Genomic DNA, 26,531 nt, shown 5'->3' on the forward strand with positions numbered 1-26,531 from the left:
GTACTTCACACAGACAACGATCCTCAAGCTCACGCCGGCTCTCCTACTGCATCGTCATTTCCGGGCTGCCTTGTCGCACGCAGCATAGGCGCCTCATGCGGCCGATTCCGGTCAGAGCGACCGAGGCTCCGACCAAAAATATTACTCGCCAGTACACCCATTCGCTCACCCCGGAGCAAGCGCCGCGCACTGTGACCTTGCCAACGCGGCGGGTCTGTGCACGGGCAGCGTCCCCTCAGTCTCGCAGAGCCGTGAACCGCCCCTGGTGGTACACCAGCGGACGGCCCTCGCCGGACGGGTCGCCCGCCACGGCCTCGGCGATGACGATGACGTGGTCACCGGCCGGGACCCGGGCCACCACGCGGCAGACCAGCCACGCCGGCACGCCGCCGAGCAGCGGCACGCCCTCGGGCCCCGGACGCCACTCGGTCGACGGGCCGAAGCGGTCGGCTCCGCTGCGGGCGAACGTCGCGGCGAGCTCCCGCTGGTGCTCGCCGAGTATGTGGACGCCGACGTGTCCGGCCTCGGCCAGCACCGGCCAGCTGGAGGAGGACGTCCCGATCCCGAACGAGACCAGGGGCGGTTCGGCGGCGACCGAGTTCAGCGAGGTCGCGGTGAAACCGACCGGGCGCTCTCCGGCCGCGGTGATCACCGCGACGCCCGCGGCGTGGCGGCGGAAGACGGAGCGCAGGAGTTCGGATGTGGCCGCCGGGGCCGCGGCGAGGTCGGGCGTGGCCGTCATGGAGGTGTCCTTCTGCGGGAGGGGCTTTCGGGGCCGTGGTTGCTCAGGCACCCGGACAGCGCGCGCTCGCGTGACGTACGAGGTCCACATGGACCCGGCCGTGGAGAAGGAGTTCTGGCGGCATAACGTCAGACTGACGATGCGTGGTGGGTGCAGTCAAGCGCGTACCACGATGTGGGAGATGCGTCACGGTCCGTCATATGGCGTGCCCCAGCGCGGCGACGACGTCGGCGGTGCGCGGCTGCCCCGAGGCCCGGCGCACCACCGCGCCCCCGGAGTCGAGCACCAGGACGGTCGGCGTAGCGGTGATGTCCAGTTCCCGCACGAGCGCGAGACGCGCCTCCGCGTCGATCTCGATGTGCGCGACCCCCTCGACCATCGCGGCCACCTCCGCGAGCGTGCGGCGGGTCGCCCGGCACGGCTGGCAGAAAGCGGTCGAGAACTGGACGAGTGTGGCCCGCTCCCCCAGTTCCGCGCCGAGGCGTGCCGCGTCGAGGCGTTGTCCGGATGTCCGGCCGTCCACCTGATCTCCTCCTCGTAACAGTCCGTCGCAGTCGGTCAGCACCGGCCGGGCCCGTGGCATTCCCCCAGCTCCCCGGGCGGTGAGCACGTGACGAGAATCTCGCGTCCAGCGCTCTTCGGGACTGGCCAGCGGCTCGTCCATGGGGCACGATCGCCACAATGCCGAATACCTACGGCTGCGTAACTTCCGCCGGGAGAACCCTCCCCAGGCACTGAAGAAGGGTCTTCTCCAGATGGCAGAACTCGTCTATCGACCGGTCATCGGCGCCGCTCGCACCCTGTTCAAGGCGCTCGACCTGAAGATCGACACTCAGGGTTCGGAGCACATCCCGAAGACCGGTGGTGCGGTGCTGGTCAGCAATCACATCAGCTATCTCGACTTCATCTTCACGGGGCTCGGCGCCCTGCCGCAGAAGCGGCTGGTCCGCTTCATGGCGAAGGAGTCGGTCTTCCGGCACAAGGTGTCCGGGCCGCTGATGCGCGGAATGAAGCACATCCCGGTCGACCGGAACCAGGGCGAGGACGCGTACGCCCACGCGCTCCGCTCGCTCCGCTCCGGTGAGATCGTCGGCGTCTTCCCCGAGGCGACCATCTCCCAGTCGTTCACGCTGAAGAGCTTCAAGTCGGGCGCCGCGCGCCTCGCCCAGGAGGCCGGTGTCCCGCTGATCCCGATGGCGCTGTGGGGCACGCAGCGGATCTGGACGAAGGGACGGGAGCGCAACTTCCGGCGCAGCCACATCCCGATCACGATCCGGGTCGGAGAGCCTCTGGAGGCTCCCTCCGACCAGTACGCCGGTGCGATCACCCGGCGGCTGCGCGAGCGCGTGCAGGAGCTGCTGGAGGCCGCGCAGCGGGCCTACCCGGTGCGGCCCAAGGACGCGAGCGACACCTGGTGGGTGCCGGCCCACCTCGGCGGCACGGCTCCGACCCCCGCCGAGGTGCGCGAGCTCGGCTGAGGCCGGACGCGCCGCCCGGCGGGCGGGCGGCACACGGCACACGGCACACACGACGAAGCGGCCGACCGGAGTCATCGACTTCCGGTCGGCCGCGGTCGTCCGCCGCTGCGGGCGGGACGGCGGAGGACTACCTCGCCATCTCCTCCTTCAGCGCCTGGAGGAAGGCGTCGACGTCGTCCTCGCCGGTGTCGAAGGAGCACATCCAGCGGACGTCCCCGGCGGTCTCGTCCCAGAAGTAGAAGCGGAAGCGCTTCTGGAGCCGCTCGCTCACCTCGTGCGGCAGCCGGGCGAAGACCGCGTTCGCCTGGACCGGGTGGAGGATCTCCACGCCGTCGATCGCCCGGACGCCCTCGGCCAGCCGCTGGGCCATGGCGTTGGCGTGCCGGGCGTTGCGCAGCCACAGGTCGCGGGCGAGCAGCGCCTCCAGCTGGACGGAGACGAAGCGCATCTTGGAGGCGAGCTGCATGGACAGCTTGCGCAGATGCTTCATCGCGCGGACCGCGTCGGGGTTGAGCACGACGACGGCCTCGCCGAACAGCGCCCCGTTCTTGGTGCCGCCGAAGGACAGCACGTCCACGCCGACCGTGTTGGTGAACGTGCGCATCGGCACGTCCAGCGAGGCGGCGGCGTTGGCGATCCTGGCCCCGTCGAGGTGCACCTTCATGCCGCGCTCGTGGGCGTGGTCGCAGATGGCGCGGATCTCGTCGGGCGTGTAGACGGTGCCCAGCTCGGTGTTCTGGGTGATCGAGACGACCTGCGGCATGGCCCGGTGCTCGTCGTCCCAGCCGTACGCCTGCCGGTCGATGAGCTCGGGCGTGAGCTTGCCGTCCGGGGTGGGCACGGTGAGCAGTTTCAGGCCGCCCATGCGCTCGGGTGCTCCGCCCTCGTCCACGTTGATGTGCGCGGACTCGGCGCAGACGACGGCGCCCCAGCGGTCGGTGAGCGCCTGGAGCGCGACCACGTTGGCGCCGGTGCCGTTGAAGACCGGGAAGGCCTCGGCGGTGGCTCCGAAGTGGCTGTGCATGACCCGCTGGAGGTGGCCGGTGTAGTCGTCCTCGCCGTAGGCGACCTGGTGGCCGCCGTTGGCGAGGGCGAGGGCGGCCAGGATCTCCGGGTGCGCGCCGGCGTAGTTGTCACTGGCGAAGCCGCGTACCCGCGGGTCGTGGTGACGTCGCGCGTCGGTCCTCACGGTTGCGGGGTCAGCCACAGGCGCTTTCCGTTCACTTCGGCGGCGGACCGGTCCCAGACGCCGGCGATGGCCTCGGCCAGCTCCGTGACGTCGGTGAAGCCCGCGAACTTCGCGTTCGGGCGCTCGGCGCGCATGGCGTCGTGCACCAGTGCCTTGACGACCAGGATCGCGGCGGCGGCGCGGGGGCCGTCCTCGCCCCCCTCCTTGCGGAAGGCGTCGCCGAGCGCGAGGGTCCACGCCTCGGCCGCGGCCTTGGCGGAGGCGTAGGCGGCGTTGCCCGCGGTGGGCTTGCCGGCCCCGGCCGCGCTGATCAGGAGGTAGCGGCCCCGGTCGCTGCGCTGAAGGGGTTCCTGGAAGGCCAGCGAGGTCGACTGGACGGTGCGGATCAGCAGCTTCTCCAGCACGTCCCAGTCGGAGAGGCTGGTCTCCGCGAAGGAGGGGCTTCCGCGCCAGCCGCCGACGAGGTGGACCAGCCCGTCGACCCGGCCGAACTCCGCCTCGGTGCGTTTGGCCCAGTCCCGCGCGGCGTCGACGTCGAGCAGGTCGACCGTCTCGCCGGTGACCGTCGCGCCGCCGTGGGCGTAGCGCGCCGCGTCCACCGCCTCGGCCAGCCGCTCCGGGTTGGCGTCGCAGCCGACGACGGTCGCCCCGGCCTCCGCGAGCCGCAGCAGGGCCGCGCGCCCGGCGGGGCCGGCCGCGCCGGCCACCGCGATCACGGCCCCGTCGAGAGCGCTGCTCCCGTTGCCCTTGCCGATGTTGTTCATGGACACCGCCTCCCTGGGAGTTGTCTTCACGCGGCTGCCTGCTCGGCCCCGGCCGCGGTGATTCCCTTGGTGGAGGCAATCACGTGCTTGAGCTTCTTGGCGAGTGCCTCATAGAACATGCTCAGGGGAAACTCGTCCGGAAGCACGTCGTCGACGAGCTTGCGAGGGGGGAGAGTGAGGTCCAGGGCGTCGGGACCCTTGGCCCAGGTGGAGCCGGGGTGCGGCGAGAGGTACTGGGAGACGAGGTCGTACGCGGCGAACCAGTGCACCAGCTTGGGGCGGTCGATGCCGTCGCGGTAGAGCTTCTCGATCTCGGCGCAGAGCTGGTTGGTGACCTGCGGGGCGCGGTCCCAGTCGATCTTCAGCGTGTTGTCGGTCCAGCGGATGACGTCGTGCTTGTGGAGGTAGGCGAAGAGCAGCTGGCCGCCGAGTCCGTCGTAGTTGCGGACGCGCTCGCCGGTGACGGGGAAGCGGAACATCCGGTCGAAGAGCACCGCGTACTGGACGTCGCGGCCGTGGGCGTTGCCCTCGGCGTCCAGCTTCACGGCCTCCTTGAAGGCGGTGAGGTCGCAGCGCAGCTCCTCCAGGCCGTACATCCAGAACGGCTGGCGCTGCTTGATCATGAACGGGTCGAACGGGAGGTCGCCGTGGCTGTGGGTGCGGTCGTGGACCATGTCCCACAGGACGAACGCCTGCTCGCAGCGCTGCTGGTCGCCGATCATCGCGCGGATGTCGTCGGGCAGCTCCAGGCCGAGGAGGTCGACGGACGCCTCGGTGACGCGGCGGAAGCGGGCGGCCTCGCGGTCGCAGAAGATGCCGCCCCAGCTGAAGCGCTCGGGGGCCTCGCGCACGGCGATGGTCTCCGGGAACAGGACGGCGGAGTTGGTGTCGTACCCGGAGGTGAAGTCCTCGAAGGTGATGCCGCAGAAGAGCGGGTTGTCGTAGCGGGTGGCTTCCAGCTCGGCGAGCCAGTCGGGCCAGACCATCCGCAGCACGACCGCTTCGAGGTTGCGGTCCGGGTTGCCGTTCTGCGTGTACATCGCGAAGACGACCAGGTGCTGGAGGCCGTCGGCGCGGCTCTTCGCGGGCTGGAAGGCGAGCAGCGAGTCGAGGAAGTCCGGGACGCCGAAGCCGTCGGCGGCCCAGCGGCGCAGGTCCGCGACGAGCGCGCGGTGGTAGGCGGCGTCGTGCGGGAGCAGCGGTGACAGCTCCTCGACGGCCGCGGTCACCCGGCCCACGGCCTCCTCGGCGGCGGCCGGCGACGGGGCGTCCTCGGCCTCGAAGTCGATGGAGCCGTCCTTGGACTGCCAGGGGCGGATCTGTTCGACGGCGTCCTTGAGCGCGGGCCAGGCCGGGTGCTCAACGACACGTTGGGCAGCAGCTATCGCGCCACCGGTGGCGTCGTGCACAAGAATTTCCGTCATAACACTTCCTCCACGGGAGAACCTCGCGTCCAGCAACCGTATCCGCGCACCCTCCTACCCCACAAGTAGGGGTCCGGAAAATATCCTGCCCACCCCCCATGGTCACCGCTGTTTTTCCTGTCGGCCGCCCGGTAGGCGCTCAGTTCCGTCAGTCGTCGCGTCCTGGCGGACTGCCGCCGTTCCGCGGGAGAAACGAGACCGCGCGGCGGCAGACATCGCGGGCGCGGCCCGTTACCCTCCGCATGGCCCGGCCTCCGCACGGGCAGGAGCCACCGACGCGGAGCCACTGACGGAATCGAGGTCGTCTTGTCCTTTCTCACCCTGGGCCATCGCGGAGTGATGGGCGTCGAGCCCGAGAACACGCTGCGCTCCTTCGTCCGCGCCGAGGCGGCGGGCATGGACGCCATCGAGCTGGACCTGCACCTGAGCAAGGACGGCGCGCTCGCCGTGATGCACGACGCGGACGTCGACCGCACGACCGACGGGACGGGGCCGATCGCCGGAAAGACGCTGGCGGAGCTGCGCGGGCTCGACGCCGGCCGGGGGGAGCGCGTCCCGGTGTTCGAGGAGGTCCTGGACGCCGTCGGGGCCCCGATCCAGGCCGAGATCAAGGACGTCGCCGCGGCGCGGGCGCTGGCGGAGGTGATCCGCGCGCGCGACCTCGTCGGACGGGTGGAGGTGTCCTCCTTCCACGACGAGGCGGTGACGGAGATCGCCCGCCTGGTTCCGGGGGTGCGGACGGTGCTCATCGCCAGCCGCTGGGGCGCGGACGTGGTGGACCGGGCGAAGGCGGCGGGCGCGGCGACGCTCGCGCTGAACATCCGCCGGCTCACGCTGGAGGTCGTGGAGCAGGCGCACGGCGAGAGCCTGAAGGTGATCGGCTGGGTGGTGAACACGCAGGACCAGTTGCGGCTGGCCCGTGCGCTGAACCTGGACGGCGTCACGACCGACTTCCCCGAGATCCGCCGGACCGGCCGCTTCACCGCCTGAGCCCGGCCGGTCCTCCCCGCACCGTCCCGGCGCGCCCCGGGCGTTCGCGGCTACGACTGCGGGAGGCCGTCCCCGATCTCCTTGACGAGCAGTTCGAAGGCGAGGTCGTCGCGGAGCGGTATGCCGAAGCGCTCGTCGCCGTACGGGAACGGGGTGAGCCGTCCGGTCCGGCGGTAGCCCCGGCGCTCGTACCAGGCGATCAGGTCCTCGCGGAGCGAGATCACCGTCATGTGCATCTCGCCGACGCCCCAGGCGCCGCGCGCGACGCGCTCCGCCTCGGCGATGACCACCTTGCCGAGCCCGCCTCCCTGGAGGCCGGGGCGGACCGCGAACATGCCGAAGTAGGCGGCCTCGCCGCGGTGTTCGAGCTGGCAGCAGGCGATCAGCTCGCCGGCCCGTTCGACCGCGAGCAGCCGCGCCGCCGGTGCGGTGAGGACCGCGCGCACGTCGTCCTCGTCGGTCCGCTGCCCCTGGAGGAGGTCCGCCTCGGTGGTCCAGCCGGTACGGCTGGAGTCGCCGCGGTAGGCCGACTCGATCAGCGCCACCAGCGCCGGAACGTCGTCCTCGGTCGCGTCGCGGAAGGTCAACGGGGGCGCGCCGGGGGGCGTGGTGGCGGTGTCCATCGTGGGAGGTCTCCGTTCCTCTGCTGCCGTACGCGTGCTCACTGCTCCGTACGTTCCGGTCGAGAGTAGCGCGACCCCCAGCGCCCCTCGCGGGCCCCGGCGCACCCCTCGCGCACCCCCGTGCGCCGGGTTCGGGCACGGGGGTACGGGCATCGACTAGGCGACCCGGCATCGGAGCCGTACGTACCGAGGGGAGGCACGTCGTGCACGGAGGGGCCCTGACCGGCTGGCTGTTGACGGCGCTGTGCGCGGTGAGCGGCGCCTACTGCCTGGCGCGCACCCGCTCCGGGACGCGGCAGGAGCGGCGAACCGCGCGCGCGGAGGCGGTGATGGGCTTCGGCATGGCGGTGATGGCCGTGCCGGCCGCTCTTCTGACGCCCCCCGACTGGGCGTGGGCGGTGTACGCGGTGCTGTTCGGCGCGGCGGCGCTGCGGGCGCTGTGGCCCTCCCGGCACGGCGGCCACCACCTGCACCACCTGGTCGGTTCGCTGGCGATGGTCTACATGGCGGTGGCGATGGCTCCCGGGGCCTCGGAGGGCGGGCACGCGGGGCACGCGACGGCGGGCGCGGCCGGAGGCGTGCCCCTGCTGACGGGCGCGCTGCTCGTCTACTACGCGTTCTACGTGCTGCGCTCCGCCGGGCGTCTGATACCCGCGGTCGGCGTCGCGGGCGTCCCCGGCGGTCCGGGGGCCGGTTCCGTCCCGGGCGGTCCGGGGGCCGGTTCCGTCCCGGGCGGTCCGGGCACTCCGGCGGGCGGCCGGCCGGAGCTGACGCTGGCCTGCCGGATGACGATGGGGCTCGCCATGTTCGCGATGCTGCTCACTCTGTGAGACGACCGGTGAGACGCAGGCCCGCCAAACCGTGGCGTACGTCACTTGCCGGTCAGAGCCGTACCCGTCACCGACCCGCCCCTCATAGGCTGACGGCATGCTGGTCTCCTTCGCGCTGCTGCTGCTCGGTGCACTGACCGCCCTGGTGACCCCGCGACTGATGGCGCGTGCCCGGTGGCCGGAGCGCGAGCCGGTCGTGGCGCTGTGGGTGTGGCAGTGCGTGGTGGCCGGAGTGCTGGTCTCGTTCGCGCTGTCGATGACGTTCAGCGCCGCTGCGGCCTGGCAGGCGGTGCGCGGCCATGTCTTCGCCCCCGCACCGCACGCCGTGGTCGAGGCGTACGCGCTCGCGGGCTACGGTCCGTGGTCGGCCGTCATCGCGGTGCTGCTGGCCCTGGGCGGACTGTGGAGCGGCGCGATGCTCGTCCGCGAGATCCGGCGGGCCCGGCGGCGGCGCCGGCTGCGCCGCGCCGAACTGCTGGTCCGCGCGCCGCTCCTGCCGGGAGAGGAGCCGGGCGCCGACCGGCTCGTCGTGCTGGAGGGCGAGCGCCCGGACGCCTGGTGGCTGCCGGGTGCCGCGCCCCGGCTCGTCATCACCACCGCGGCGCTGTCCCGGCTGAAGGGCCGTCAACTGGACGCGGTGCTCGCCCATGAACAGGGCCACGCCCAGGCCCGGCACGACTGGCTGCTGCACTGCTCCTCGGCGCTGGCCGTCGGATTCCCGCAGGTTCCCGTCTTCGCCGCGTTCCGCGACGAGATGCACCGGCTGGTCGAACTGGCCGCCGACGACGTGGCCTCGCGCCGCTTCGGCAGGCTCACGACGGCCCTCGCGCTCGTCGGACTCAACGAGGACCGGGGCGTCTTCGGCCCCTGTCCCCCGCCGGACGCCCAAGTGCCGCTCCGCGTCAACCGGTTGCTGACCCCGGCCGACCGGCTGACGGCCGGCCGCCGGCTGCGGCTGACCGCCGCCGCCGCGCTGGTGCCGGTCGTACCGGTCGCGGTGGCCTTCGTGCCGGGGCTCAGGGCGCTCGGTTAGGCACACGGCCCCGTCGTCCGCGAGGATCGCCCCCATGCACTCCCCCACATGCGCCCCGCCGGATCGTTCCTCCCGCCCCGGGCCCGCCCTGGTCGCCGGGGCCGTCACGAGCGGCCTGGCCCTCGTCCTGCTCGTCCTCGTCGTGGCCGAGTGGTCCCCGCTGATCGCCCTGGACCGGTCGGTCGCCGAGAGCCTGCACCGGCGCGCCGTGGCGGAGCCGGGGATGGTCCATGCCAACCGGGTGCTGACGGACTGGGTGTGGGACCCCTGGACGATGCGGGCCCTGATCGCCGCGGCCGTGATCACGCTGTGGTGGCGCGGAGCGCGGCACGCGGCCCTGTGGGTGGCGGGGGCGAGCCTGGTCTCCGTCCTCGTCCAGCAGGGGATGAAGGCGGCTGTGGGCCGTGAGCGCCCGCAGTGGCCCGATCCGGTGGACTCGGCGAACTACGCGGCCTTCCCCTCGGGCCACGCCATGACGGCCGTCGTGAGCTGCGGCCTGCTCGTGTGGGTGCTGCGGCTGTGCGGAGCGGGCCGGCGGCTGTGGCGCGGAGCGGCGGCCGTGGCGGTGGTGTCGGGCGTCGGCGTGGGCGCGACCCGGCTGTACCTGGGCGTGCACTGGCTGACGGACGTGGTGGCGGGTGTGCTGCTGGGCGTCGCCGTGGTGGCGTTCACCGTGGCCGGGTACACCGCCCGCCGGGCTCCGGTGGAGGCGGAGGCCGAGGCGGCGTCCCGGCGGGGCTGAGCGGCGACGGCGTCCCGCTCCGCCCGGTGCGCTTTTGCGCGCACCGGCTGGACGGGCTCGTCGACGGCTGCGCGCTGTCGTACGCGCACGGGCTCCAGAAGCCGGACGCGCGGCTGTTCCGCGCCGCCTGCGCCCTGATCGGGCGGGACCCGGCCGAGGTGGTGATGGTGGGTGACGACCGTCACGCGGACGCCGGAGCGGCGGCCGTCGGGTGCGAGGTCGGGTTCGTGGAGCATCTGCCGGTGGGGCGGCGGCCGGACGGGCTGCGGTCGCTGGGGCTGGGTGCCGGGCGGACGCGGCGGTGCGTCCACGACTGCGGCCGGAGTGTGAGGAAGGTGTGAGGGAAATCCCGTTCCGAAAGGGGTTCCGGGCCGGATCGGGGCCTTAGCCTGGTAGGCATGTCCCCTAGCCCTTCGTCGTCCGTTTCCGTGCGTTCCGCGACCGAGGTCAACGCGGAGATCCGCGACCTCTGGCAGCGCTCGGGCGGTTACCTGTCCCCGCAGGACGAGGCGGACTACCAGCGCCTGCTGGTGGAGTGGGCGGCGGCGACCGGCGGCAACGACCGAAGCGCCGCCTGAGCCCTGGGCCCGCCTCGCCCGTCCGCGCCCGGAGAACCTCGGCGCGCGTGGAACGCACCCGATTCCGGCGATCCCCCGCGTCGCCGGAATCCAGGCGCGTCCCCGCGGCCGTGCCTCGGGAACGGCCGCGGACCGCGCCGGGGACGGCAGATGCGGAATCCGCCGACGCAGAGATACAGCATGTCCCCACCCGGCTGATCGGTCAATGAATATTCGGACCGCCGCCGTCCGCGGGCCACGCGCGGAGGCCGGCGTGCGCCGGGCGGGGCGTCCGCCCGGCGCACGCCGGCCTCCTGGTGCGGTCCTGGCGCGGAACCGACGGGAGCTGCCGGTCCGTCCCGGGGTCAGTTGTCGAAGTACTCCGGTTGCGTCTGCACGTTGAGCTCGTCCAGGCGGATCCGCTTCGCCGGGTCGGTGCGCCGGTCGTCGAGCTTCAGTACGTCGAAGCCCTTGGCGATGTCGTTGGAGTAGATGTGGCCGTTGTAGTAGTACGACGACCACGGGCCCGCCGTGGTGACGCCGTCGAGCGTGACCGGGCCGCGTTCGAAGAAGGCGATCTCCTCGGGCTTGGCGGAGTCGGTGAAGTCCCAGACGGAGATGCCGCCCTGGTACCACGCCTGGACCATCACGTCACGGCCCTTCACCGGGATGATCGAGCCGTTGTGGGCGACGCAGACCTCGACGTCGGCCTGGTGGCGGTCGATCTTGAAGTAGCTGCGGAAGACGAGCTTGCGCTGGTCGCCCTCGCCCACGATGTCGTAGATGCCGTCGGCCCCGCGCTTGGGACCGATCCGCTCGTTGCAGGTGGCCGCGCCGCCGCCGCCGAGCTCGTCGGTGAAGACGACCTTGTCCGCGTCCTGGTTGAACGTCGCCGAGTGCCAGAAGGCGAAGTTCACGTTGTCCTGGACCCGGTCGATGATCCGGGGCCGTTCCGGGTCCTCGATGGAGAAGAGCAGTCCGTCGCCCATGCAGGCGCCGGCGGCCAGGTCCTTGGACGGCAGCACCGTGATGTCGTGGCAGCCCGTCGTCTTGGTGACGCCCGGGTTCTGGGGCGCGCCCGGGTTGCCGCCGTCCGGGAAGAGCACCGGGAAGTTCACGATCCGGGCCTTCTGCGGCGCCTTGACCGGCACCTTGATGATGGAGATCCCGTCGTGCGGAGGCCGGCAGTCGGGGAAGGTGTCGCTCGGGGAGTACGAGGACACGTAGACGTAGACGTTCTTGCCCTCGGGCACCAGCGTGTGGGTGTGCGAGCCGCAGGCGGTCTCCACGGCGGCGATGTACTTCGGCCGCCGCTTGTCGCTGATGTCGAAGATCTTGATGCCCTCCCACGAGGACTTCTCCGTGGCCGGCTGCGTGGTGCTGGAGCAGGAGTCGTCGCTGCGCGAGGAGTCGGTGGACAGGAACAGCAGGTTCCCGGAGACCGAGATGTCGTTCTGCGAGCCGGGGCAGAGGACCTCGGCGACGGTCCGCGGCTTCTTCGGCTTGCTGATGTCGAAGATCACGAAGCCGTCGTAGTTGCCGGTGAAGGCGTAGTCGCCCTGGAAGGCGAGGTCCGTGTTGGTGCCCTTGAGGGCGCCCTTGGGGACGTTCGTCAGGTGCTTGATGTTCTGGCTGTGGACGATCTCGTCCACACCCGGTATGTCACCGCTCCTGATCGCCTCCCTCGCCTCGGCCTGCTGGCTGGTGGTGACGGATTCGCTTCGGTCCGGGGCGTCTCCCGGGTCGGGCGTCGCGGCCGCGGTGGTGGCCGTGAGCAGCGTGGCGAGGAGTCCGGCCGCGGCTGCAACCGCGCCCAGACGTCTGCGCCGCACGCGGGTGGTGTGCAACGAGGTCACTGCGTCCTCCCTTGTCTCCGTTCGGGATCGAACGGTTCGCGGACCCCGGCAGTATCGTCCCTCCCATGTACACATCAACAGATGGCAACAGAGACGTAATAAAAGTTTCTGATCTTCTGTCTGCGGAAGCGTGCAAGGGTTGTCCTCGGAACGGATCGCAACACACCCATGTGGCACAGGAGGTCGCCGTGTTGATTCACCGCCGGTCCGGTCGGCTGCGCGCAACCGCCCTCGCGGCGGCGGCGGTTGCCGTACTCGCCCTGGGAGGCTGCGACTCGGGCGGCGGGGACGCGAAGCCGAGGGCGGCCGAGGACACGGGGCCGGGGGTGGTGGCGCCGGGCAGACCGGGTGAACCCGCGCGGACGCTGACGGCCGAGGAGGCCGCCGAGGAGGCCGGCCGTGACACCGCCAACTCGGCCGACTTCCGCTACGCGCGGATGATGATCGCCCATCACGGGCAGGCGCTCGTGATGACCGATCTCGTCCCCGACCGCGCCTCGGACGCCGCGGTCAAGCGCCTCGCGGAACGCATATCCGCGGGCCAGAGGCCGGAGATCGGCGCCATGGAGGGGTGGCTGCAGAGGAACGACCGGGGCCGCGCCGAGGAGTCCCACGACCACGGGACCATGCCGGGCATGGCGACCGAGGCGCAGCTGGAGGAGTTGCGCGCGGCCGAGGGCAAGGCGTTCGACGAGCTCTTCCTGAAGCTGATGATCACCCACCACCAGGGAGCGATCACGATGGCGACGGAAGCGCTCTCCGACGGCAACGACGTGATCGTCGAGGAGATGGCGAGCGACGTCGTGGCCCAGCAGACGGTGGAGATCGACCGGATGCGCGGGCTGATGACCTGAGCCCGTCGCGGCCCGTATCCCGCCGCGCGGTGCGATGCTGGAAGCACCCTGCGGAAGAGGTGCGCCGTGCTCCGTGTCGCCGTCGTCGGTTCCGGACCCAGCGGGGTCTACACCGCCCAGGCCCTGCTGCGGCAGCCCGGGATACGCGTCCACGTGCTGGACCGGCTGCCCGCCCCGTACGGGCTCGTGAGGTACGGGGTGGCGCCCGACCACGAGAAGATCAAATCGCTCCAGAACAGCCTGCGGGCCGTCCTGGAGGACGAGCGGGTCACCTTCGTCGGCAACGTCCCGGTCGGCGGAGCGGACGGCGTCGGACCGGCCCGTCTCGCGGAGCTCTACCACGCGGTCGTCTACTGCGTCGGCGCGGCGGCCGACCGTCCGCTGTCGGTGCCCGGCGAGGATCTGCCCGGAAGCTACTCCGCCACCCGGTTCGTCTCCTGGTACAGCGCGCACCCGGACATCGCCGCCGACGACTTCGCGCTGGAGGCGCGCTCGGCCGTGGTGATCGGGGTGGGCAACGTCGCGGTCGACGTCGCGCGGATCCTGGCGCGCGGAGCGGACGAGCTGCGGGCCACCGACGTCCCCCGGCACGCGCTCACGGCGCTGGCCGGCAGCCGGGTGCGCGAGGTGTGCGTCGCGGGCCGGCGCGGCCCGTCCCAGGCGCGGTTCACCACGAAGGAACTGCGGGAGCTGGGAGCGCTGCCCGGCGCGCGGATGCTGGTGGACCCGGCGGAACTGGCGCTCGATCCGGCGTACGCGGGCGTGCCCGGAGCGGCGCCGCTGCCGGCCGCGGTGCGGCGGAACCTGGACGTGCTGCGCGCCTGGTCGCGGCCGGCCGCGCCGCCCGGACCGGCCCCGGAGCGCCGCATCGCCCTGCGTTTCTTCCTCCGTCCGGTCGAGCTGCTGGAGCGGGGCGGCCGGGTGGCGGGGGTGCGGTTCGCGCGGACCGCTCCGGACGGCTCCGGCGGCGTGCGGGACACCGGGGTGTACGAGGACGTCGAGGCGCAGCTGGTGCTGCGGGCCGTCGGCTACCGAGGGGTGCCGCTGCCCGGCCTGCCGTTCGACCCGGCGCGCGGGACGGTGCCGCACCGGGCCGGGCGGGTGCTGCGGGACGGCGTGCCCTCCGCCGGCGAGTACGTGGCGGGGTGGATCAAGCGCGGGCCGACCGGTGTGATCGGTTCGAACCGGTCGTGCGCGAAGGAGACGGTCGACTCGCTGATCGAGGACGCGCCCCTGCTCGCGCGTCGGGGCGCGGCGTCCGATCCGCTCGCCGTGCTGCGCGGCTGGGGGCTGCGCCCGGTGGAGTGGGACGGCTGGCTGTCGATCGAACGGGCGGAGGCGGCCCTGGGGCGTTCGCTCGGGCGGGGCCCGGTGAAGATCCACGACTGGCCGGGGCTGCTGGCGGCGGCGCGCGGCGGGAGCCGCTGAACGGCGGCCGGGCCGCGGTCGCACGGCGGCGTCCGGCGGTCACTTCCGGGCAGCCACCACGAGGCGGGCGCGGGGGCTGCCGTCGGGACGCCACCCCAGTTCGGCCAGGGGCGGCAGCCGCACGGCGAAGCCCGTACGGGTCAGGTCGTCCAGGACGTCGGGGAGGCGGAAGGTGCGGTAGTACATGATGAACTCCGGGTGCCACAGCGCGTTGCGCACCCGCATGGCCGCGTCGAAGCCGAGGAACGACCAGTAGGCGCGCGAGCCGACGGGGGGAGGCGCGCCGATCGGGAAGGCGAACAGGCCGCCCGGTCGCAGCGCCCCGTGCACCTCGGCGAAGAGGCCGGGGCGCTCCCGGGGCAGGAAGTGGCCGAACGCGCCGAAGCTCAGGGCGAGGTCGAAGGACGGCCGGAACGGGAGCGCTCGGGCGTCGGCCCGCACCCAGTGGACCGCGGGCCCGTCGCCGGCGGGCGGGTGCACGGTCCGGGCGCGCGCGAGCATGCCCGCGCTGAAGTCGACGCCGGTGACGTGTTCGCGGCACACCGTGCGCAGCACGTCCATCCCCGCGCCGGTTCCGCAGCACACGTCGAGCCCGGCGGCGAAGGGGCCGAGCGGGGCGAGCGCCCGGGTGACGGCGTCGAGCACGCGGTCCGGCGTCCGGTAGGGCGTGCGGTCGAACTTCGGGGCGAGCAGGTCGTATCCGCGCTCGGTCGAGGAGAGCGCCTGGACGGCGAGTTCGCGCACGGTGGGGCCCTGTTCGGTGAACATCGCGGCCAGCCTACCGGCGTGGGAGCGCCCCCGCGGGCCCCGGGCCGTGAACGGCCGGAGCCCGCGGGCGGGCGTCAGAGGGCGCGGCCGTACTGCTGGGGTACGGGGACCTCGCCGCCGAGCTCGCGTGCGGCGTCCCGGACGAAGTACGGGGTGCGCAGCAGCTCCCGGCCGAGCAGGACGGCGTCGGCGCGGCCGTCGGCGACGATCTTCTCGGCCTGTACGGGGTCGGTGATGAGCCCGACGGCGGCCACGGCGAGTCCCGCCTCGGTGCGCACCCGCTCGGCGAAGGGCACCTGGTAGCCGGGGCCGACGGGGATGTCCACGTCCGGCGCGAGGCCGCCGGTGGAGACGTCCAGCAGGTCGACGCCGTGCGCGCGCAGCTCGCGGGCGAGGCGGACGGTGTCGTCACCGGTCCAGCCGGTGCGCTCGTCCGCCCCGTTCTCGGTGAGCCAGTCGGTGGCCGAGACGCGGAAGAACAGCGGCAGGTCCTCGGGCCAGACCGCGCGGACCGCGTCCACGACCTCCAGGGCGAGGCGGATGCGGTTCTCGAAGGATCCGCCGTACTCGTCGGTGCGGCGGTTGCTGTGCGGCGAGAGGAACTGGCCGATCAGATAGCCGTGGGCGCCGTGGATCTCGGCGACCTGGAAGCCGGCGGCCAGGGCGCGGCGGGCGGCGTCGGCGAACTGCCGCACCACTTCGGCTATCTGCTCGGTCGTCAGCTCGGCGGGGAGCGGGTCGCCGTCGGCGAACGGGAGCGGGCTCGGGGCGACGGTCGGCCAGCCCTCGGACCCGGCTCCGTCGGCCTCCAGCGGACCGCCGCCGCGCCAGGGCCGGTCGGTGGACGCCTTGCGGCCGGCGTGGGCGAGCTGGATGCCCGCAACGGTCCCCCGGTCGGCCAGGAAGCCGGTGATACGGCGCAGCGCTTCCACCTGGCGGTCGTTCCAGATGCCGAGGTCGGCGGGGCTGATGCGGCCCTCGGGGCTGACGGCCGTGGCCTCCAGCAGGATGAGGCCGGTGCCTCCGGTGGCGCGGGACGCGTAGTGCTGGAAGTGCCAGTCGCCCGCGACGCCGGTGTCCGGTCCGTGGGCGTCCGCGCTGTACTGGCACATGGGAGCCATCCAGACACGGTTGGGGACGGTCAGCGACCGCAGCACATAGGGATCGAAAAGGACACTCACGCCGGACTCCGTTTCAGCTGGTGCGGACGGACCGCTGGGCACGGGCGGTCGGTCGACCGCTCACTGGTGCGATGAACACCGTACTACGACAATCGTCGAAATACGATAGCCGTCGTACGACCAGCCGTCGGCGGGCGTCAGCGGCCCTCGGGCAGGCGACGCCTGAGGCTGACGGCCGCGCCGACGTCGTACGTCTGGGTCCAGCGCCGACCGGCTCCCGACGTCCACGTGACATGGACCGCGGAGCCGTCCCCGCGCACGCTCTCCACGGTCATGGCCCGGTCGCCGTCGCGGACGTCGCCCCGGCGCAGCTCACCGGCCTCGACCCTCACGGGCCGCGCCGCGGGCGCGCTCTCCGCCTCCTCGGCCGCCCGGACCAGGGCCGCGGCCAGCCTCCGCGCCGCGTCCGGCGCGCACGACCACGGCGGCCCGCCCGCCGGGGCCGCGAGCCGGAGCGTGACGCGGCCGGCCTCCCCGGCCACCGCCTCGACCCGCACGTCACGGCCGTCGGCGTCCGCGATCCCGCTGCCCATGGGTCTGCTCCTCGTGGTCTCCCGGCGCTCCTTCCCTCCAGGATGTCAGCCGGCGGCGGTCCGCCCGCCCCCGGGGACCGGGGACCGCCGTCCGGATCAGCCGCGACGGACGCGTGTCAGCCGGGCGGTGACGACGAACCCCGGATCGGTCTGCAGCAGCGCCAGCTCCGTGCCGTCGGCGACGACCGTGAAGACGTAGTGGATGGTCTGCCCGTTGCTGCGCTGCGACGTCATCGTGCCGGTGCAGTCCCGCTTCAGCGTGTAGTCGATGACGGCGGTGATGCTCGTCGGACCCGAGGTCTCGGACATGAGGGTGGCCTTGGCGGTGGCGGTGCCGTCGCCGTTGAAGGTCACCAGACCCTGGAACGCGAGCGGGCCGGTGCCGGCGGAGGTCCCGGAGTAGTTCCCGCCGAAGTCGCCCTGCAGCGTGCGCACCGAGCATCCCTGCGGATGGGCGGCCGGCGAGGCGGCCCCGGCGGGCAGCGCGCCCGCCAGGGTCACCGCGGCCACGGCAGCGGTCAGGGTGAGCGTGTGACGTGAGCGCGGGGTACGTGCCGGCGCACGGGTCATGTGTCTTCCTCCGTATGAGTACGTGGCGAGGGGCGGGACGGCACTCCAGCTCAATGGCCCGTGAGCCGTTGCCGCAGGCCGCCGCGGCGGCCCGGCGGGTTCGCCTCGCCCCGTCGCGGCCGTGTGCGGAGGCTTCCCCCTCCTCGGCACGCGGGGCGCCCCACTGCCCGTTGTCCACCCGATTGCACGCCCCCGCGGGCCGCCGTTCGAGGCCGGGGCGGTGCCCTGCCCCACCGCGGCTCGGCCCGCGACGACGGTTCCGGCCCCCGGCCGGCCGAGGCCGCCGAGCGCCCGGAGAGCGGGGTCCGCTCCCCGCGCCCGCGGGACGGCCCCGGCGGAGGGACGGTGCGAGGCCGACGCCAGTTCATCGGAGTGGTCCTATCAGCAGTAGAGTGCGGCACGTGGCAGCACGACCGTTGAAAGAGATCATCGAGCCGGGGTGGGCCGACGCCCTCGAACCCGTGGCCGAACGCATCGCCGCTATGGGCGACTTCCTCCGCGCGGAGATCGCCGCGGGCCGTACGTACCTGCCCTCGGGGGCACATGTGCTGCGGGCGTTCCAACAGCCCTTCGAGGACGTGCGGGTGCTCGTCGTCGGGCAGGACCCGTACCCCACGCCCGGTCACGCGATCGGCTTGAGCTTCGCGGTGGCTCCGGAGGTCCAGCCGCTGCCGGGCAGCCTGGAGAACATCTTCCGGGAGCTGCACGCCGACCTCGGCCTCCCCCGGCCGTCCAACGGCGACCTCACGCCGTGGACGCGGCAGGGCGTACTGCTGCTGAACAGGGCGCTGACCACCGCGCCCCGGCGACCGGCCGCGCACCGGGGCAAGGGCTGGGAAGAGGTGACCGAGCGGGCCATCGACGCGCTGGTGGCCCGGGGCACGCCGCTGGTGTCCGTCCTGTGGGGACGCGACGCCCGCAACCTCCGTCCCCGGCTGGGCGGTTTCCCGGCGATCGAGTCCTCGCACCCCTCGCCCATGTCGGCGGACCGCGGCTTCTTCGGCTCGCGGCCCTTCAGCCGGGTCAACGAACTGCTGGAGCGCCAGGGCGCACAGCCGGTGGACTGGCGCCTGCCGTGACCACGCGGCCCGCGGCTCCCGGCGCGTACGTCCTCGGGGTCGACTCCGGAGGGTCGGGGCTGCGGGTGGCGCTCGGCCGGGCGGACGCATCGGCGGAGCCGCTGACGGCCGTCTGCGCGGAGCCCGTGCGGACGGGGCCCGGCGGGATCGACGCGGCCCATCTGCTGGCGCAGATACTGCCCGCCGCACGGGAGTTGCTGGTCCGGGCGGGGGCGAGCGCCCCGGAGGAGGGCGGCGGCACGGTCGCGGCGCTGGCGGTCGGGGCGGCCGGTATGGCCACCCTGGGCGGCCGGCTCCGGGCGGAACTGCCGGACGCGCTCGAGCGGGCGCTGGGAGTGCGGCGGCCGGCGCTGGCCGCCGACGCGGTGACGGCCTTCGCGGGCGCGGTCGGCCAAGGTCCCGGTGCGGTCGTCGCGGCCGGCACGGGCATGATCGCCCTCGGTACGGACCTGACGGTGTGGCGCCGGGCGGACGGCTGGGGACATCTTCTGGGTGACAACGGCGGCGGTGCGTGGATCGGCCGGGCGGGGCTGGAAGCCGCCATGCGCGCGCACGACGGACGGCACGGCGGCTCTCCCGCCCTGCTGGAGCGCCTGCACGCCGTGTTCGGGCCGGCCGAGGAGCTGCCGGGGCTGCTCTACCCGCGGGCGGACCGGCCGGCGGTCCTGGCCTCGTTCGCCCCCGAGGTGGCGGCGTGCGCCGGTGCGGACGCGGTCGCGGACACCATCCTGCGGACGGCCGCGGCGCACATCGCCGACGCGGCGGCGGCCGTCTGCCCGGCGGACGACCCGAACCCCGAAGTCGCCCTCACCGGGGGCCTGTTCCGGATGGGCGACCCCCTGCTCGTACCGCTGCGCGAGGAGTTGGCGCGACGCGTGCCGGCGGCGCGGGTGACCACGGGCGGCGGCGACCCGCTGACGGGCGCGCTCAGGATCGCGCGTGCTCTGGCGGTGGACGATCTGCGGCTGCCGCGCCATCCGACGATGCTGTTCGTGCCGGAGGGGCCGCGGGGCGCGGAGCCCGCGGCGAACCCCGCCCGGAACGGTTGAACTCGGCACGAAGAGCACACCGACAGACGGGGATGGTTCACCGGTACATCACTCATCGGACATAAGCGGATAGTTAACGCTCGACCGGACCCTCCCTGAACGGAGGAGCAGGCAAAACCAGTAGCATGCGGCGCCATGAGCACCCCCACTGGGCCCGCTTCCGGCCTGCCTGTACGAATGCCGCGACCTCGCCAGTCCGGACGGCACCGCCGCCCGGAGCCGGTGGTCGCGCCCGAGGGCGCTGCCGCGCTCGTTCTCGCCGTTCCCGGCACACCCTCCTCGGCCACGCGCGGTCTGGCCGAGGAGGTGATCAGCATCGCCCGTTCCGAACTGCCCGGCCTGAACGCCGGGATCGGCTACCTCGACGGCGACGACGCCGAGTACCCGTCGCTCGCCACCGTCCTGGCCCACTCCGCGGCCGAGCGCGTCGCCCGCTACGAGCAGGGCCTGGCCGCCGGCCGCGAGGTCGCCGAGCCCGAAGGCCCGGCCTCCGTCGTGGTGCCGCTGCTCGCGGGCCCCGACGGCACGCTGATCCGGCGGATACGGCAGGCAGTGATGGAGAGCGGTACCCAGGTCGAGGTGACCGACGTGCTCGGCCCGCACCCGCTGCTCGCGGAGGCACTGCACGTACGGCTGTCGGAAGCCGGTCTGGCGCGTGCCGACCGCGCCCGCCTCTTCACCGTCACGACCGCCGCCGACGGCATCGTGCTGGCCACCGTCGGCGGCGACGAGGCCGTGCGGGCCGCCGGGATCACCGGCATGCTGCTGGCCGCCCGGCTCGCCGTGCCCGTGATGGCCGCCGCGCTGGACGTGGAGGGCTCGATCGCCTCGGTCGCCGAGCAGTTGCAGAGCTCGGGCTCCACGCAGCTGGCGCTGGCCCCGTACCTGGTGGGCCCGGAGATCGACCCCGGTCTGCTGGACGCCGCCGCGAAGGAGGCGGGCTGCGCGACCGCCCAGCCGCTGGGCGCGTACCCGGCGGTCGGCAAGCTGGCCCTGTCGCTGTACGCCACGGCGCTCGGCATCACGCCCGCGACGCCGCAGGGGGTCCAGGGCGCTCAGGCGCACTGACGCCCGGCGCCACGCCTCGGGAGCGGAGCGGCACGCCTCGGCCCGGACCGGACGACGTCCCGGTCCGGGCCGGCGTGTTCGGCGGCCTGCGGTCTGCGGTCGACCTCAGGCCCTGTCAGGCGTCAGGCATCAAGCGTCAGGCCAGGACCACGCAGGAGGCCGCCGGGACCTCGATCGAGCCCGCGTGCCGCGGGATGCCCGTCCGCTCGTCGACGGCGAACCAGCTGACGTTCCCGGAGCGCTCGTTGGCCGCGTACAGCCATCGGCCGCTCGCGTCGAGCGCGAGGTGGCGCGGCCAGTGGCCGCCGCAGTCCACGGTCGTCACCGCGCCGGCGCACCCGCCGTCCTCGTCCAGGGCGAGGACGGAGATGCTGTCGTGGCCCCGGTTGGCGGTCCACAGACGGCGGCCGTCGTGCGCGACGACCACCTCCGACGGGTAGCTGCGCTCCGCGCCGCCGCCGGACGCGCCCTCGGGCAGCACCTCGGTCTCGGCGAGCGGTTCGAGACGGCCCGCCCCCGCGTCCCAGCGGCAGACGGTGAGGGTCGGGGTCAGCTCGTTCAGGACGTAGGCGCGGCGGCCGGAGGGGTGGAAGGCCAGGTGGCGCGGTCCCGTGCCGGGGCGCAGCGCGCTCTCACCGTGCGCCCGCAGCTCCCCGGTGAGGGGATCGAGGGCGAGGACGCGTACGGAGTCGGTGCCGAGGTCGACGCCGAGCACCCAGCGGCCCGAGGGGTCGGCGAGCACCTGGTGCGCGTGCGGGCCCGCCTGGCGGTCCGGGTCCGGGCCGCCGCCCCGGTGCCGGAGAACCGAGGACGCGGGGGCGAGGGATCCGTCGGCGCGGACGGGGAGCGCGGTGACGCCGCCCGAGCCGTAGTCGGCGGTGAGCAGGTGCCCCAGGGCGAGCGCGAGGTGGGTGGGGGCGTCCCCGTCGACCGGGCGGACGGGGCCCAGCGGAACGGGCGCCTCGCCGCTGACGTCGAAGGCCGCCGCGGACCCGGGGGCGCTCTCGCCCACCGCGTACAGGACCGTTCCGCCGGGTCCCCCGCCGTGGCCGAGTGCGAGGAACGAGGGGTCCGGCAGGATGTCGGTGGATCCGGTCACGGTCAGCGCGCCGGTGTCCCGGTCGACCGAGGCGGCGGTGATGCCGTGCCCGCCCGCCGAGGTGAACGACCCTATGTACGCCCGTCCGGCACTGCCGCCGTCCATCCCGCTCCCCGCTTCGCCGTCGCCGCGATCTCCCGGGGCGACGGTAGCAGGCGGGCCTGTGTGGTCCAGACCAGCCCGGAGGCCGGTTCAGGCGGAGGCGAGCGGGGCCCTCGGCGGGCTGTGCAGCGGGGCCGCGAGGTCGGCGAGGGCCCGTTCGAGGGCGTGCAGGTGGGCGAGCGCCGCCTCGGCCCCCGGGTGGTGGTGGGGCGCGGGGAGCGGCACGGCCGACGGGCCGGGCAGCGGGCGCTTCGAGGGGGCGAGGGCCAGTACGGCGGCCTCGACCCGGTCGCAGGCCGCGGTGAGGCGGGCGTCGTGCGAGGCGTCCGGGTCGGCGGCGACGCGGGCCAGGCCGCGTACCTCGCGGGCGCAGGCGTCCAGGAGTTCCAGCACCTGTCGAGCACGGGCCTTGCGGGCGCGCAGCGGGCTCGCGGGGTGGACGAGCGGGGCGAGCGAGAGCCGGGCGCGGCCCAGGAGGAGTTCGAGTTCGACGGCGAGCGGCGCCGGGTCGGCGTCCTCGTCACCGGCCAGCCGCCGGGCCGCGACGCCGGTGCAGCGGTGGACGCAGTGCAGGGCCCGGCGAATCCAGGCGTCGGTGGTGGCGTGCGTGGTGACGGGCAGGACGAGGGCCACCCCGAGCACCGCGCCGAGGGCGCCGGCCGCGGTCTCCTCGAAGCGCAGCCAGAGCAGGCCGGGGTGGAGCACGCCGAGGAGCCCGTAGAGGAGCCCGGCCATGACGGTGACGAAGAAGGTCATCCAGCTGTACGAGGGGGCCGCGGTGTAGAAGATGCCGAAGACGCAGACGGCGACGAGCGCGGCGGTGGGTGCGGGCGCTCCGTGCAGGGGCACGGCCACGAGGAGGCCGACGGCGATCCCGGCGACGGTCCCCACGACGCGGCGCAGGCCGCGCACCAGGGTCTCGCCGCGCGAGGCGGTGTTGACGAAGATCCACCAGGCCGTGCCGACGGCCCAGTACCAGCGGTCCGGGGAGAGCATCTGGCCCAGGACCAGGGCGATGCCGCAGGCGACGGTGGCCTGGAGTGCCTGGCGGGTGGTGGGGCGGGCCAGGCCGCGGCCGGTGAGCGGCGCGGGCTGGGCCGGCGGCGGGGTGCGCCGCTCGACGCACCACAGGCCGAACCGGACGGCGCAGGACGCGGCGACGGCGAGCGCCACGGCGGTGTACAGCTCGGGCAGCTGGGCGGGCACCGCGTGCAGGAACTGGGTGCTGAAGAACATCATGAAGGCGAAGATCCCCAGCGCGTGGCCGCGCGGGCCCCAGCGGCGGGCGTACACCCCGGCGAGGACGACGGCCAGCCAGCACCCGGCCCGCAGCCATGGCTGCCCGTGCAGCGTGGAGGCCAGGGCCAGGACCGGGAGGCCCGCGACGGGCAGCAGGAGCGTGGTGACCGCCTGCCGGCGCACGGTGGCGTCGCCGACGGTGAACAGGGCGAGGAGCGCGGCGAGACCGCCGGTGATGGAGGCGGTCAGGGAGAGGCCGGCCAGTTCGGCCGCGGCGACGGCCAGGGCGATGCCGAGTACGGCCCGCAGGGAGACCCGCAGACGCACACGCCCCGGATCGGGGGCCACGAACATCCTCTTCACGACGGTGCGACCGCCCCTTTCGCTGAGGGCTGTCCCGCGCGTCCCCGGCGGGCGCGCGACGACAGCCACGGCACGACAAAGGCGCCGCGTGACCCGGAAGCGGCGTCGTCGCCGTCCCGGCGCTGCGCAGCGCCCTCTACGGGCCAAGGTAAGCATCCGTGGGGCAGGTGGCTCAAATCGCGCGAGGAGTGCTGTGCCATTGGTACAGTTCACGCCGGATCGGACGGACCATGAGGAGGCCAACGGACCATGGCGGTGGACGCGCTCGACACCCGGATCCTGCGGCTGCTGATCGAACAGCCGCGCACCAGCGTGCGCGAGTACGCGCGCGTCCTGGGAGTGGCCCGGGGCACGCTGCAGGCCCGGCTCGACCGCCTGGAGCGGGACGGCGTGATCACCGGGACCGGGCCCGCCCTCTCGCCGGCCGCGCTCGGCCACCCGGTCCTCGCCTTCGTCCGCCTGGAGGTCACTCAGGGGTATCTGGTGGAGGTGGGCGAGGCGCTGGTGGCGGTCCCCGAGATCATCGAGGCGTTCTCGACCACGGGCGGCGGTGATCTGCTGACCCGGGTCGTGGCCCGCGACAACGGTCATCTGGAGGACGTCATCCAGCGGCTGATCCAGTTGCCCGGCGTCGTCCGGACGCGGACGGACGTCGCGCTGCGCGAGCGGGTGGGCCACCGGGTGCTGCCGCTGGTGGAGGCCGTCGGCCGGGCGGCGGGACACCGGGACTGACCGGGCCCGGTCCCGGCACGGGGCTGCGGCATGCTGGAGACCATGACGCCCCGACCCTCCCCCGCCGCCCCGCACGTCGTCTTCGACCTCGACGGGACGCTGGTGGACAGCGAACCGAACTACTTCGAAGCGGGCCGCCGCCTGCTCGCCCGGTACGGAGTGCGGGACTTCGGCTGGGAGGACCACACCCGCTTCATCGGCATCGGCACCCGCGAGACGCTGAGCGCCCTGCGCGCCGAGTACGGGATCGAGGCGCCGGTCGACGAACTGCTGGCGGGCAAGAACGCCCTGTACCTGGAGCTCGCGGGCGCCTCGACCCGGGTCTTCCCGCAGATGCGGATCTTCGTGGAGCGCCTGCACGCCGACGGGATCCCGATGGCGGTGGCCTCGGGCTCGTCCCGGGCGGCGATCGGCGCGGTGCTGGCGGTGACGGGGCTGGACGCGTACATCCCGCTGTACGTCTCGGCGGAGGAGGTCGCGCGCGGCAAACCGGAGCCCGACGTGTTCCTGGAGGCGGCCCGGCGGATGGGGGCGGAGCCGGCCGACTGCGTGGTGGTGGAGGACGCCGCGCCGGGGGCGGCGGCGGCCCGCGCGGCGGGCATGCGCTGCATCGCCGTGCCCTATGTGCCCGCGACGGCCTGCGACCCGGCGTTCACGGCCGCTGACCTGCTGTTCGCCGAGGGTCAGCCGGCGTTCTCGGCCGAGGCCGCCCGCACCTGGCTGCTGGGCTGAACCGGCCCGCCTGCGGCGGCCTTTCACCGGCGGTCCGCCGGGCGCGGGGCGGAGCGCCGGGCCCGCGCGGCGAGGGGACGCCGGGACATCCGGGGTCCGCCGGACCGATATCCTGATCATGTCGTTCACCACCCCGGCTCCGGCTCCGCAGAGGGCCGTGGCGCGAGGTGGGCCGGCAGTCGCAACGGGCCACCCTTCGAGATAGGTGAAACAGGTGCTGGTAGCTGGTCGGTACCGGTTGATATCCCCCATCGGCCGAGGCGGCATGGGCGAGGTGTGGCGCGCGGCCGACGAAGTGCTGGGCCGCGCCGTGGCGGTGAAGCTGCTGCTGGGGGACCAGGCGGACGCCTCCTCGACCGCCCGGTTCCGGCTGGAGGCGCAGACCGCCGCCCGGCTGAGCCACCCGCACCTGGTGGCCGTGTTCGACTTCGGGGCCTGGGAGGACCGCTTCTACCTCGTGATGGAGCTGGTCGAGGGGCAGAGCCTCGGCTCGCTGCTCGCCGCCCAGGAGCGGGTCCATCCCGAGCAGGTGGCGCAGATCGCCGGCCAGGCCGCGGCCGGTCTCACGGCGGCCCACCGCCAGGGCGTCGTCCACCGGGACATCAAGCCGGGCAACCTGATGCTGGACGCGGACGGCTCGGTGAAGATCGGCGACTTCGGGATCGCACAGTTCGTCGACGACCCGTCGACCGCGCTGACGACGGCCGGCCAGATCGTGGGCACGAGCCTCTACCTGGCTCCCGAACGCGCGCTGGGGCAGACGGCGGACTCCGCCTCGGACATCTACTCGCTCGGCTGCGTCGTCTACCAACTGCTGCTCGGGCAGCCCCCGTTCAAGTCGGACACGGCCACCGCCACGCTGTACCAGCACGTCGACACCCCGCCGGTGCCGCTGCGGCAGCGGGGCGTGGAGATCTCGCCCGCCTTCGACTCCTACCTCCTGGGACTGCTGGCCAAGACTCCCGAGGAGCGGCCCACCGCGCAGCAGGTGTCGGACTGGTTCCGCACCGACGCCTGGCGGGGCCGCCCCGAGCCCCTGCCGATGCACTCCCCCGCGCGGCGCTCGGCCGCCGGGCCGGCCGCCGCCCCCGCGCCGTCGGCGCCGGCCGCTCCGGCGGGCCCGATGACGTACCGGCTGCCGCAGCCGACGGGGCGAAGACGCAGTACCGCGCCCCGGTCCGCTCCGGCCCGCCGCCGCAGCACCCGCGAGGCGATACGCCGCCGTCCCCGGGTGGCGAGCGCCATCGCGGGCACGGCGACGTTCCTGGCCGCCGTGTATCTGGGGATGATCCTGTTCTCGCCGGACTCCAGCTCGGCGGGCACGCCCGCTCCGGGCCCGTCCGGCACCCCGGTGCGGGACGCCTCCGTGCCGGGCGGCCAGGGCACGGGCGATCCGTCCGCAGGTCCGCCCGAGCAGGGCGGGGACGTGCGCCGGGGCGAGAGCGAGGACGCGGAGGACGGGCAGGACGACTGACGTCCCGCCCGCGCTCCGCGCCCTGTGTTCCG

General features: G+C 73.8%; 27 protein-coding genes and 1 pseudogene. 15 read left to right on the plus strand and 13 right to left on the minus strand.

Annotation, left to right across the window (positions count from 1 at the left end):
* Positions 1-235: 235 nt before the first annotated feature.
* Together EES43_RS01740 and EES43_RS01745 are read right to left on the minus strand one after the other, a co-directional pair.
* A complete protein-coding gene (locus EES43_RS01740) occupies positions 236-742 on the minus strand; it encodes a flavin reductase family protein (RefSeq protein WP_124267003.1) in 507 nt (168 codons plus the stop codon).
* A gap of 196 nt (positions 743-938) precedes the next feature.
* A complete protein-coding gene (locus tag EES43_RS01745) occupies positions 939-1,265 on the minus strand; it encodes a TlpA family protein disulfide reductase (RefSeq protein ID WP_124267004.1) in 327 nt (108 codons plus the stop codon).
* A gap of 232 nt (positions 1,266-1,497) precedes the next feature.
* Here EES43_RS01745 and EES43_RS01750 point away from each other — a divergent pair, with 232 nt between their 5' ends.
* Positions 1,498-2,220, plus strand: coding sequence for a lysophospholipid acyltransferase family protein (locus EES43_RS01750; protein ID WP_124267005.1), 723 nt, complete (start codon positions 1,498-1,500; stop codon positions 2,218-2,220).
* Between the two features lie 127 nt (positions 2,221-2,347).
* Here the strand turns inward: EES43_RS01750 and EES43_RS01755 are convergent, their stop codons facing one another.
* From EES43_RS01755 to EES43_RS01765, 3 genes are read right to left on the minus strand one after another with little or no spacing between them, the layout of a single operon-like run.
* Entirely contained in the window at positions 2,348-3,409 is a 1,062-nt protein-coding gene (locus tag EES43_RS01755; RefSeq protein ID WP_206430160.1) for a threonine aldolase family protein, read from the minus strand.
* Positions 3,406-4,173 (minus strand): SDR family NAD(P)-dependent oxidoreductase, encoded by a 768-nt coding sequence (locus EES43_RS01760; RefSeq protein ID WP_124267007.1) that lies wholly within the window; start codon positions 4,171-4,173, stop codon positions 3,406-3,408. The genes EES43_RS01755 and EES43_RS01760 overlap by 4 nt, the downstream gene beginning before the upstream one ends.
* A gap of 26 nt (positions 4,174-4,199) precedes the next feature.
* Entirely contained in the window at positions 4,200-5,597 is a 1,398-nt protein-coding gene (locus EES43_RS01765) for a DUF6421 family protein (RefSeq protein ID WP_124267008.1), read from the minus strand.
* 306 nt (positions 5,598-5,903) lie between these two features.
* Between EES43_RS01765 and EES43_RS01770 the strand changes: the two genes are divergently transcribed.
* Positions 5,904-6,587: a glycerophosphodiester phosphodiesterase gene (locus EES43_RS01770; protein ID WP_124267009.1), complete on the plus strand. Its 684-nt coding sequence runs from the start codon at positions 5,904-5,906 to the stop codon at positions 6,585-6,587.
* A 50-nt stretch (positions 6,588-6,637) separates the two neighbouring features.
* Here the strand turns inward: EES43_RS01770 and EES43_RS01775 are convergent, their stop codons facing one another.
* Positions 6,638-7,210 carry a GNAT family N-acetyltransferase gene (locus tag EES43_RS01775; RefSeq protein ID WP_124267010.1) on the minus strand — a complete coding sequence of 191 codons (573 nt, stop codon included), beginning with the start codon at positions 7,208-7,210 and terminating at the stop codon, positions 6,638-6,640.
* A gap of 203 nt (positions 7,211-7,413) precedes the next feature.
* Between EES43_RS01775 and EES43_RS01780 the strand changes: the two genes are divergently transcribed.
* From EES43_RS01780 to EES43_RS01800, 5 genes and pseudogenes are all read left to right on the plus strand, one after another.
* A complete protein-coding gene (locus EES43_RS01780; RefSeq protein ID WP_124267011.1) occupies positions 7,414-8,040 on the plus strand; it encodes a DUF5134 domain-containing protein in 627 nt (208 codons plus the stop codon).
* 97 nt (positions 8,041-8,137) lie between these two features.
* The gene (locus EES43_RS01785) at positions 8,138-9,073 is read left to right on the plus strand and encodes a M56 family metallopeptidase (RefSeq protein ID WP_124267012.1); all 936 of its coding nucleotides are present in this window, start codon (positions 8,138-8,140) and stop codon (positions 9,071-9,073) included.
* A gap of 34 nt (positions 9,074-9,107) precedes the next feature.
* Positions 9,108-9,815 carry a phosphatase PAP2 family protein gene (locus tag EES43_RS01790; protein ID WP_124267013.1) on the plus strand — a complete coding sequence of 236 codons (708 nt, stop codon included), beginning with the start codon at positions 9,108-9,110 and terminating at the stop codon, positions 9,813-9,815.
* 17 nt (positions 9,816-9,832) lie between these two features.
* Positions 9,833-10,156 (plus strand): annotated as a pseudogene (locus EES43_RS01795) (HAD family hydrolase); the annotation flags it as partial.
* A gap of 57 nt (positions 10,157-10,213) precedes the next feature.
* Positions 10,214-10,393 carry a hypothetical protein gene (locus EES43_RS01800; protein WP_124267014.1) on the plus strand — a complete coding sequence of 60 codons (180 nt, stop codon included), beginning with the start codon at positions 10,214-10,216 and terminating at the stop codon, positions 10,391-10,393.
* A gap of 344 nt (positions 10,394-10,737) precedes the next feature.
* Here EES43_RS01800 and EES43_RS01805 read toward each other — a convergent pair whose 3' ends face one another.
* Positions 10,738-12,228, minus strand: coding sequence for an LVIVD repeat-containing protein (locus tag EES43_RS01805; protein WP_124267015.1), 1,491 nt, complete (start codon positions 12,226-12,228; stop codon positions 10,738-10,740).
* 170 nt (positions 12,229-12,398) lie between these two features.
* On the opposite strand from EES43_RS01805, the gene EES43_RS01810 reads away from it, so the two are divergent.
* The gene (locus EES43_RS01810) at positions 12,399-13,082 is read left to right on the plus strand and encodes a DUF305 domain-containing protein (RefSeq protein WP_206429977.1); all 684 of its coding nucleotides are present in this window, start codon (positions 12,399-12,401) and stop codon (positions 13,080-13,082) included.
* Positions 13,083-13,148: 66 nt separating this feature from the next.
* Positions 13,149-14,510, plus strand: coding sequence for an FAD-dependent oxidoreductase (locus EES43_RS01815; protein WP_124267016.1), 1,362 nt, complete (start codon positions 13,149-13,151; stop codon positions 14,508-14,510).
* A 39-nt stretch (positions 14,511-14,549) separates the two neighbouring features.
* Here the strand turns inward: EES43_RS01815 and EES43_RS01820 are convergent, their stop codons facing one another.
* From EES43_RS01820 to EES43_RS01835, 4 genes are all read right to left on the minus strand, one after another.
* On the minus strand, positions 14,550-15,278 hold the full coding sequence (locus EES43_RS01820; RefSeq protein ID WP_124267017.1) for a class I SAM-dependent methyltransferase: 729 nt from the start codon (positions 15,276-15,278) through the stop codon (positions 14,550-14,552).
* Between the two features lie 74 nt (positions 15,279-15,352).
* Positions 15,353-16,459 carry an NADH:flavin oxidoreductase/NADH oxidase gene (locus tag EES43_RS01825; protein WP_124267018.1) on the minus strand — a complete coding sequence of 369 codons (1,107 nt, stop codon included), beginning with the start codon at positions 16,457-16,459 and terminating at the stop codon, positions 15,353-15,355.
* Positions 16,460-16,596: 137 nt separating this feature from the next.
* Positions 16,597-16,992 (minus strand): hypothetical protein, encoded by a 396-nt coding sequence (locus EES43_RS01830; protein ID WP_124267019.1) that lies wholly within the window; start codon positions 16,990-16,992, stop codon positions 16,597-16,599.
* A 96-nt stretch (positions 16,993-17,088) separates the two neighbouring features.
* Positions 17,089-17,562 (minus strand): hypothetical protein, encoded by a 474-nt coding sequence (locus EES43_RS01835; protein ID WP_124267020.1) that lies wholly within the window; start codon positions 17,560-17,562, stop codon positions 17,089-17,091.
* A 401-nt stretch (positions 17,563-17,963) separates the two neighbouring features.
* Here EES43_RS01835 and EES43_RS01840 point away from each other — a divergent pair, with 401 nt between their 5' ends.
* The 3 genes from EES43_RS01840 (at position 17,964) to EES43_RS01850 (ending at position 20,758) form a co-directional block, all read left to right on the plus strand.
* The gene (locus tag EES43_RS01840) at positions 17,964-18,641 is read left to right on the plus strand and encodes a uracil-DNA glycosylase (RefSeq protein ID WP_124267021.1); all 678 of its coding nucleotides are present in this window, start codon (positions 17,964-17,966) and stop codon (positions 18,639-18,641) included.
* A complete protein-coding gene (locus EES43_RS01845; RefSeq protein ID WP_124267022.1) occupies positions 18,638-19,690 on the plus strand; it encodes an N-acetylglucosamine kinase in 1,053 nt (350 codons plus the stop codon). The genes EES43_RS01840 and EES43_RS01845 overlap by 4 nt, the downstream gene beginning before the upstream one ends.
* Positions 19,691-19,825: 135 nt before the next feature.
* Entirely contained in the window at positions 19,826-20,758 is a 933-nt protein-coding gene (locus tag EES43_RS01850; protein ID WP_124267023.1) for a sirohydrochlorin chelatase, read from the plus strand.
* A 136-nt stretch (positions 20,759-20,894) separates the two neighbouring features.
* Here EES43_RS01850 and EES43_RS01855 read toward each other — a convergent pair whose 3' ends face one another.
* Positions 20,895-21,962 (minus strand): lactonase family protein, encoded by a 1,068-nt coding sequence (locus EES43_RS01855; RefSeq protein WP_124267024.1) that lies wholly within the window; start codon positions 21,960-21,962, stop codon positions 20,895-20,897.
* An 87-nt stretch (positions 21,963-22,049) separates the two neighbouring features.
* Positions 22,050-23,552 carry an FUSC family protein gene (locus EES43_RS01860; RefSeq protein ID WP_124271740.1) on the minus strand — a complete coding sequence of 501 codons (1,503 nt, stop codon included), beginning with the start codon at positions 23,550-23,552 and terminating at the stop codon, positions 22,050-22,052.
* Between the two features lie 258 nt (positions 23,553-23,810).
* On the opposite strand from EES43_RS01860, the gene EES43_RS01865 reads away from it, so the two are divergent.
* The 3 genes from EES43_RS01865 to EES43_RS01875 all read left to right on the plus strand — a co-directional run bounded on the left by EES43_RS01865 (position 23,811) and on the right by EES43_RS01875 (position 26,499).
* The gene (locus tag EES43_RS01865) at positions 23,811-24,293 is read left to right on the plus strand and encodes an Lrp/AsnC family transcriptional regulator (RefSeq protein WP_124267025.1); all 483 of its coding nucleotides are present in this window, start codon (positions 23,811-23,813) and stop codon (positions 24,291-24,293) included.
* 42 nt (positions 24,294-24,335) lie between these two features.
* Positions 24,336-25,025 (plus strand): HAD family hydrolase, encoded by a 690-nt coding sequence (locus EES43_RS01870; protein ID WP_124267026.1) that lies wholly within the window; start codon positions 24,336-24,338, stop codon positions 25,023-25,025.
* Positions 25,026-25,290: 265 nt separating this feature from the next.
* On the plus strand, positions 25,291-26,499 hold the full coding sequence (locus EES43_RS01875; RefSeq protein ID WP_124271741.1) for a serine/threonine-protein kinase: 1,209 nt from the start codon (positions 25,291-25,293) through the stop codon (positions 26,497-26,499).
* Positions 26,500-26,531: the final 32 nt, after the last annotated feature.

The sequence above is a fragment of the Streptomyces sp. ADI96-02 genome (assembly GCF_003846185.1).
Taxonomy (GTDB): Bacteria; Actinomycetota; Actinomycetes; order Streptomycetales; family Streptomycetaceae; genus Streptomyces.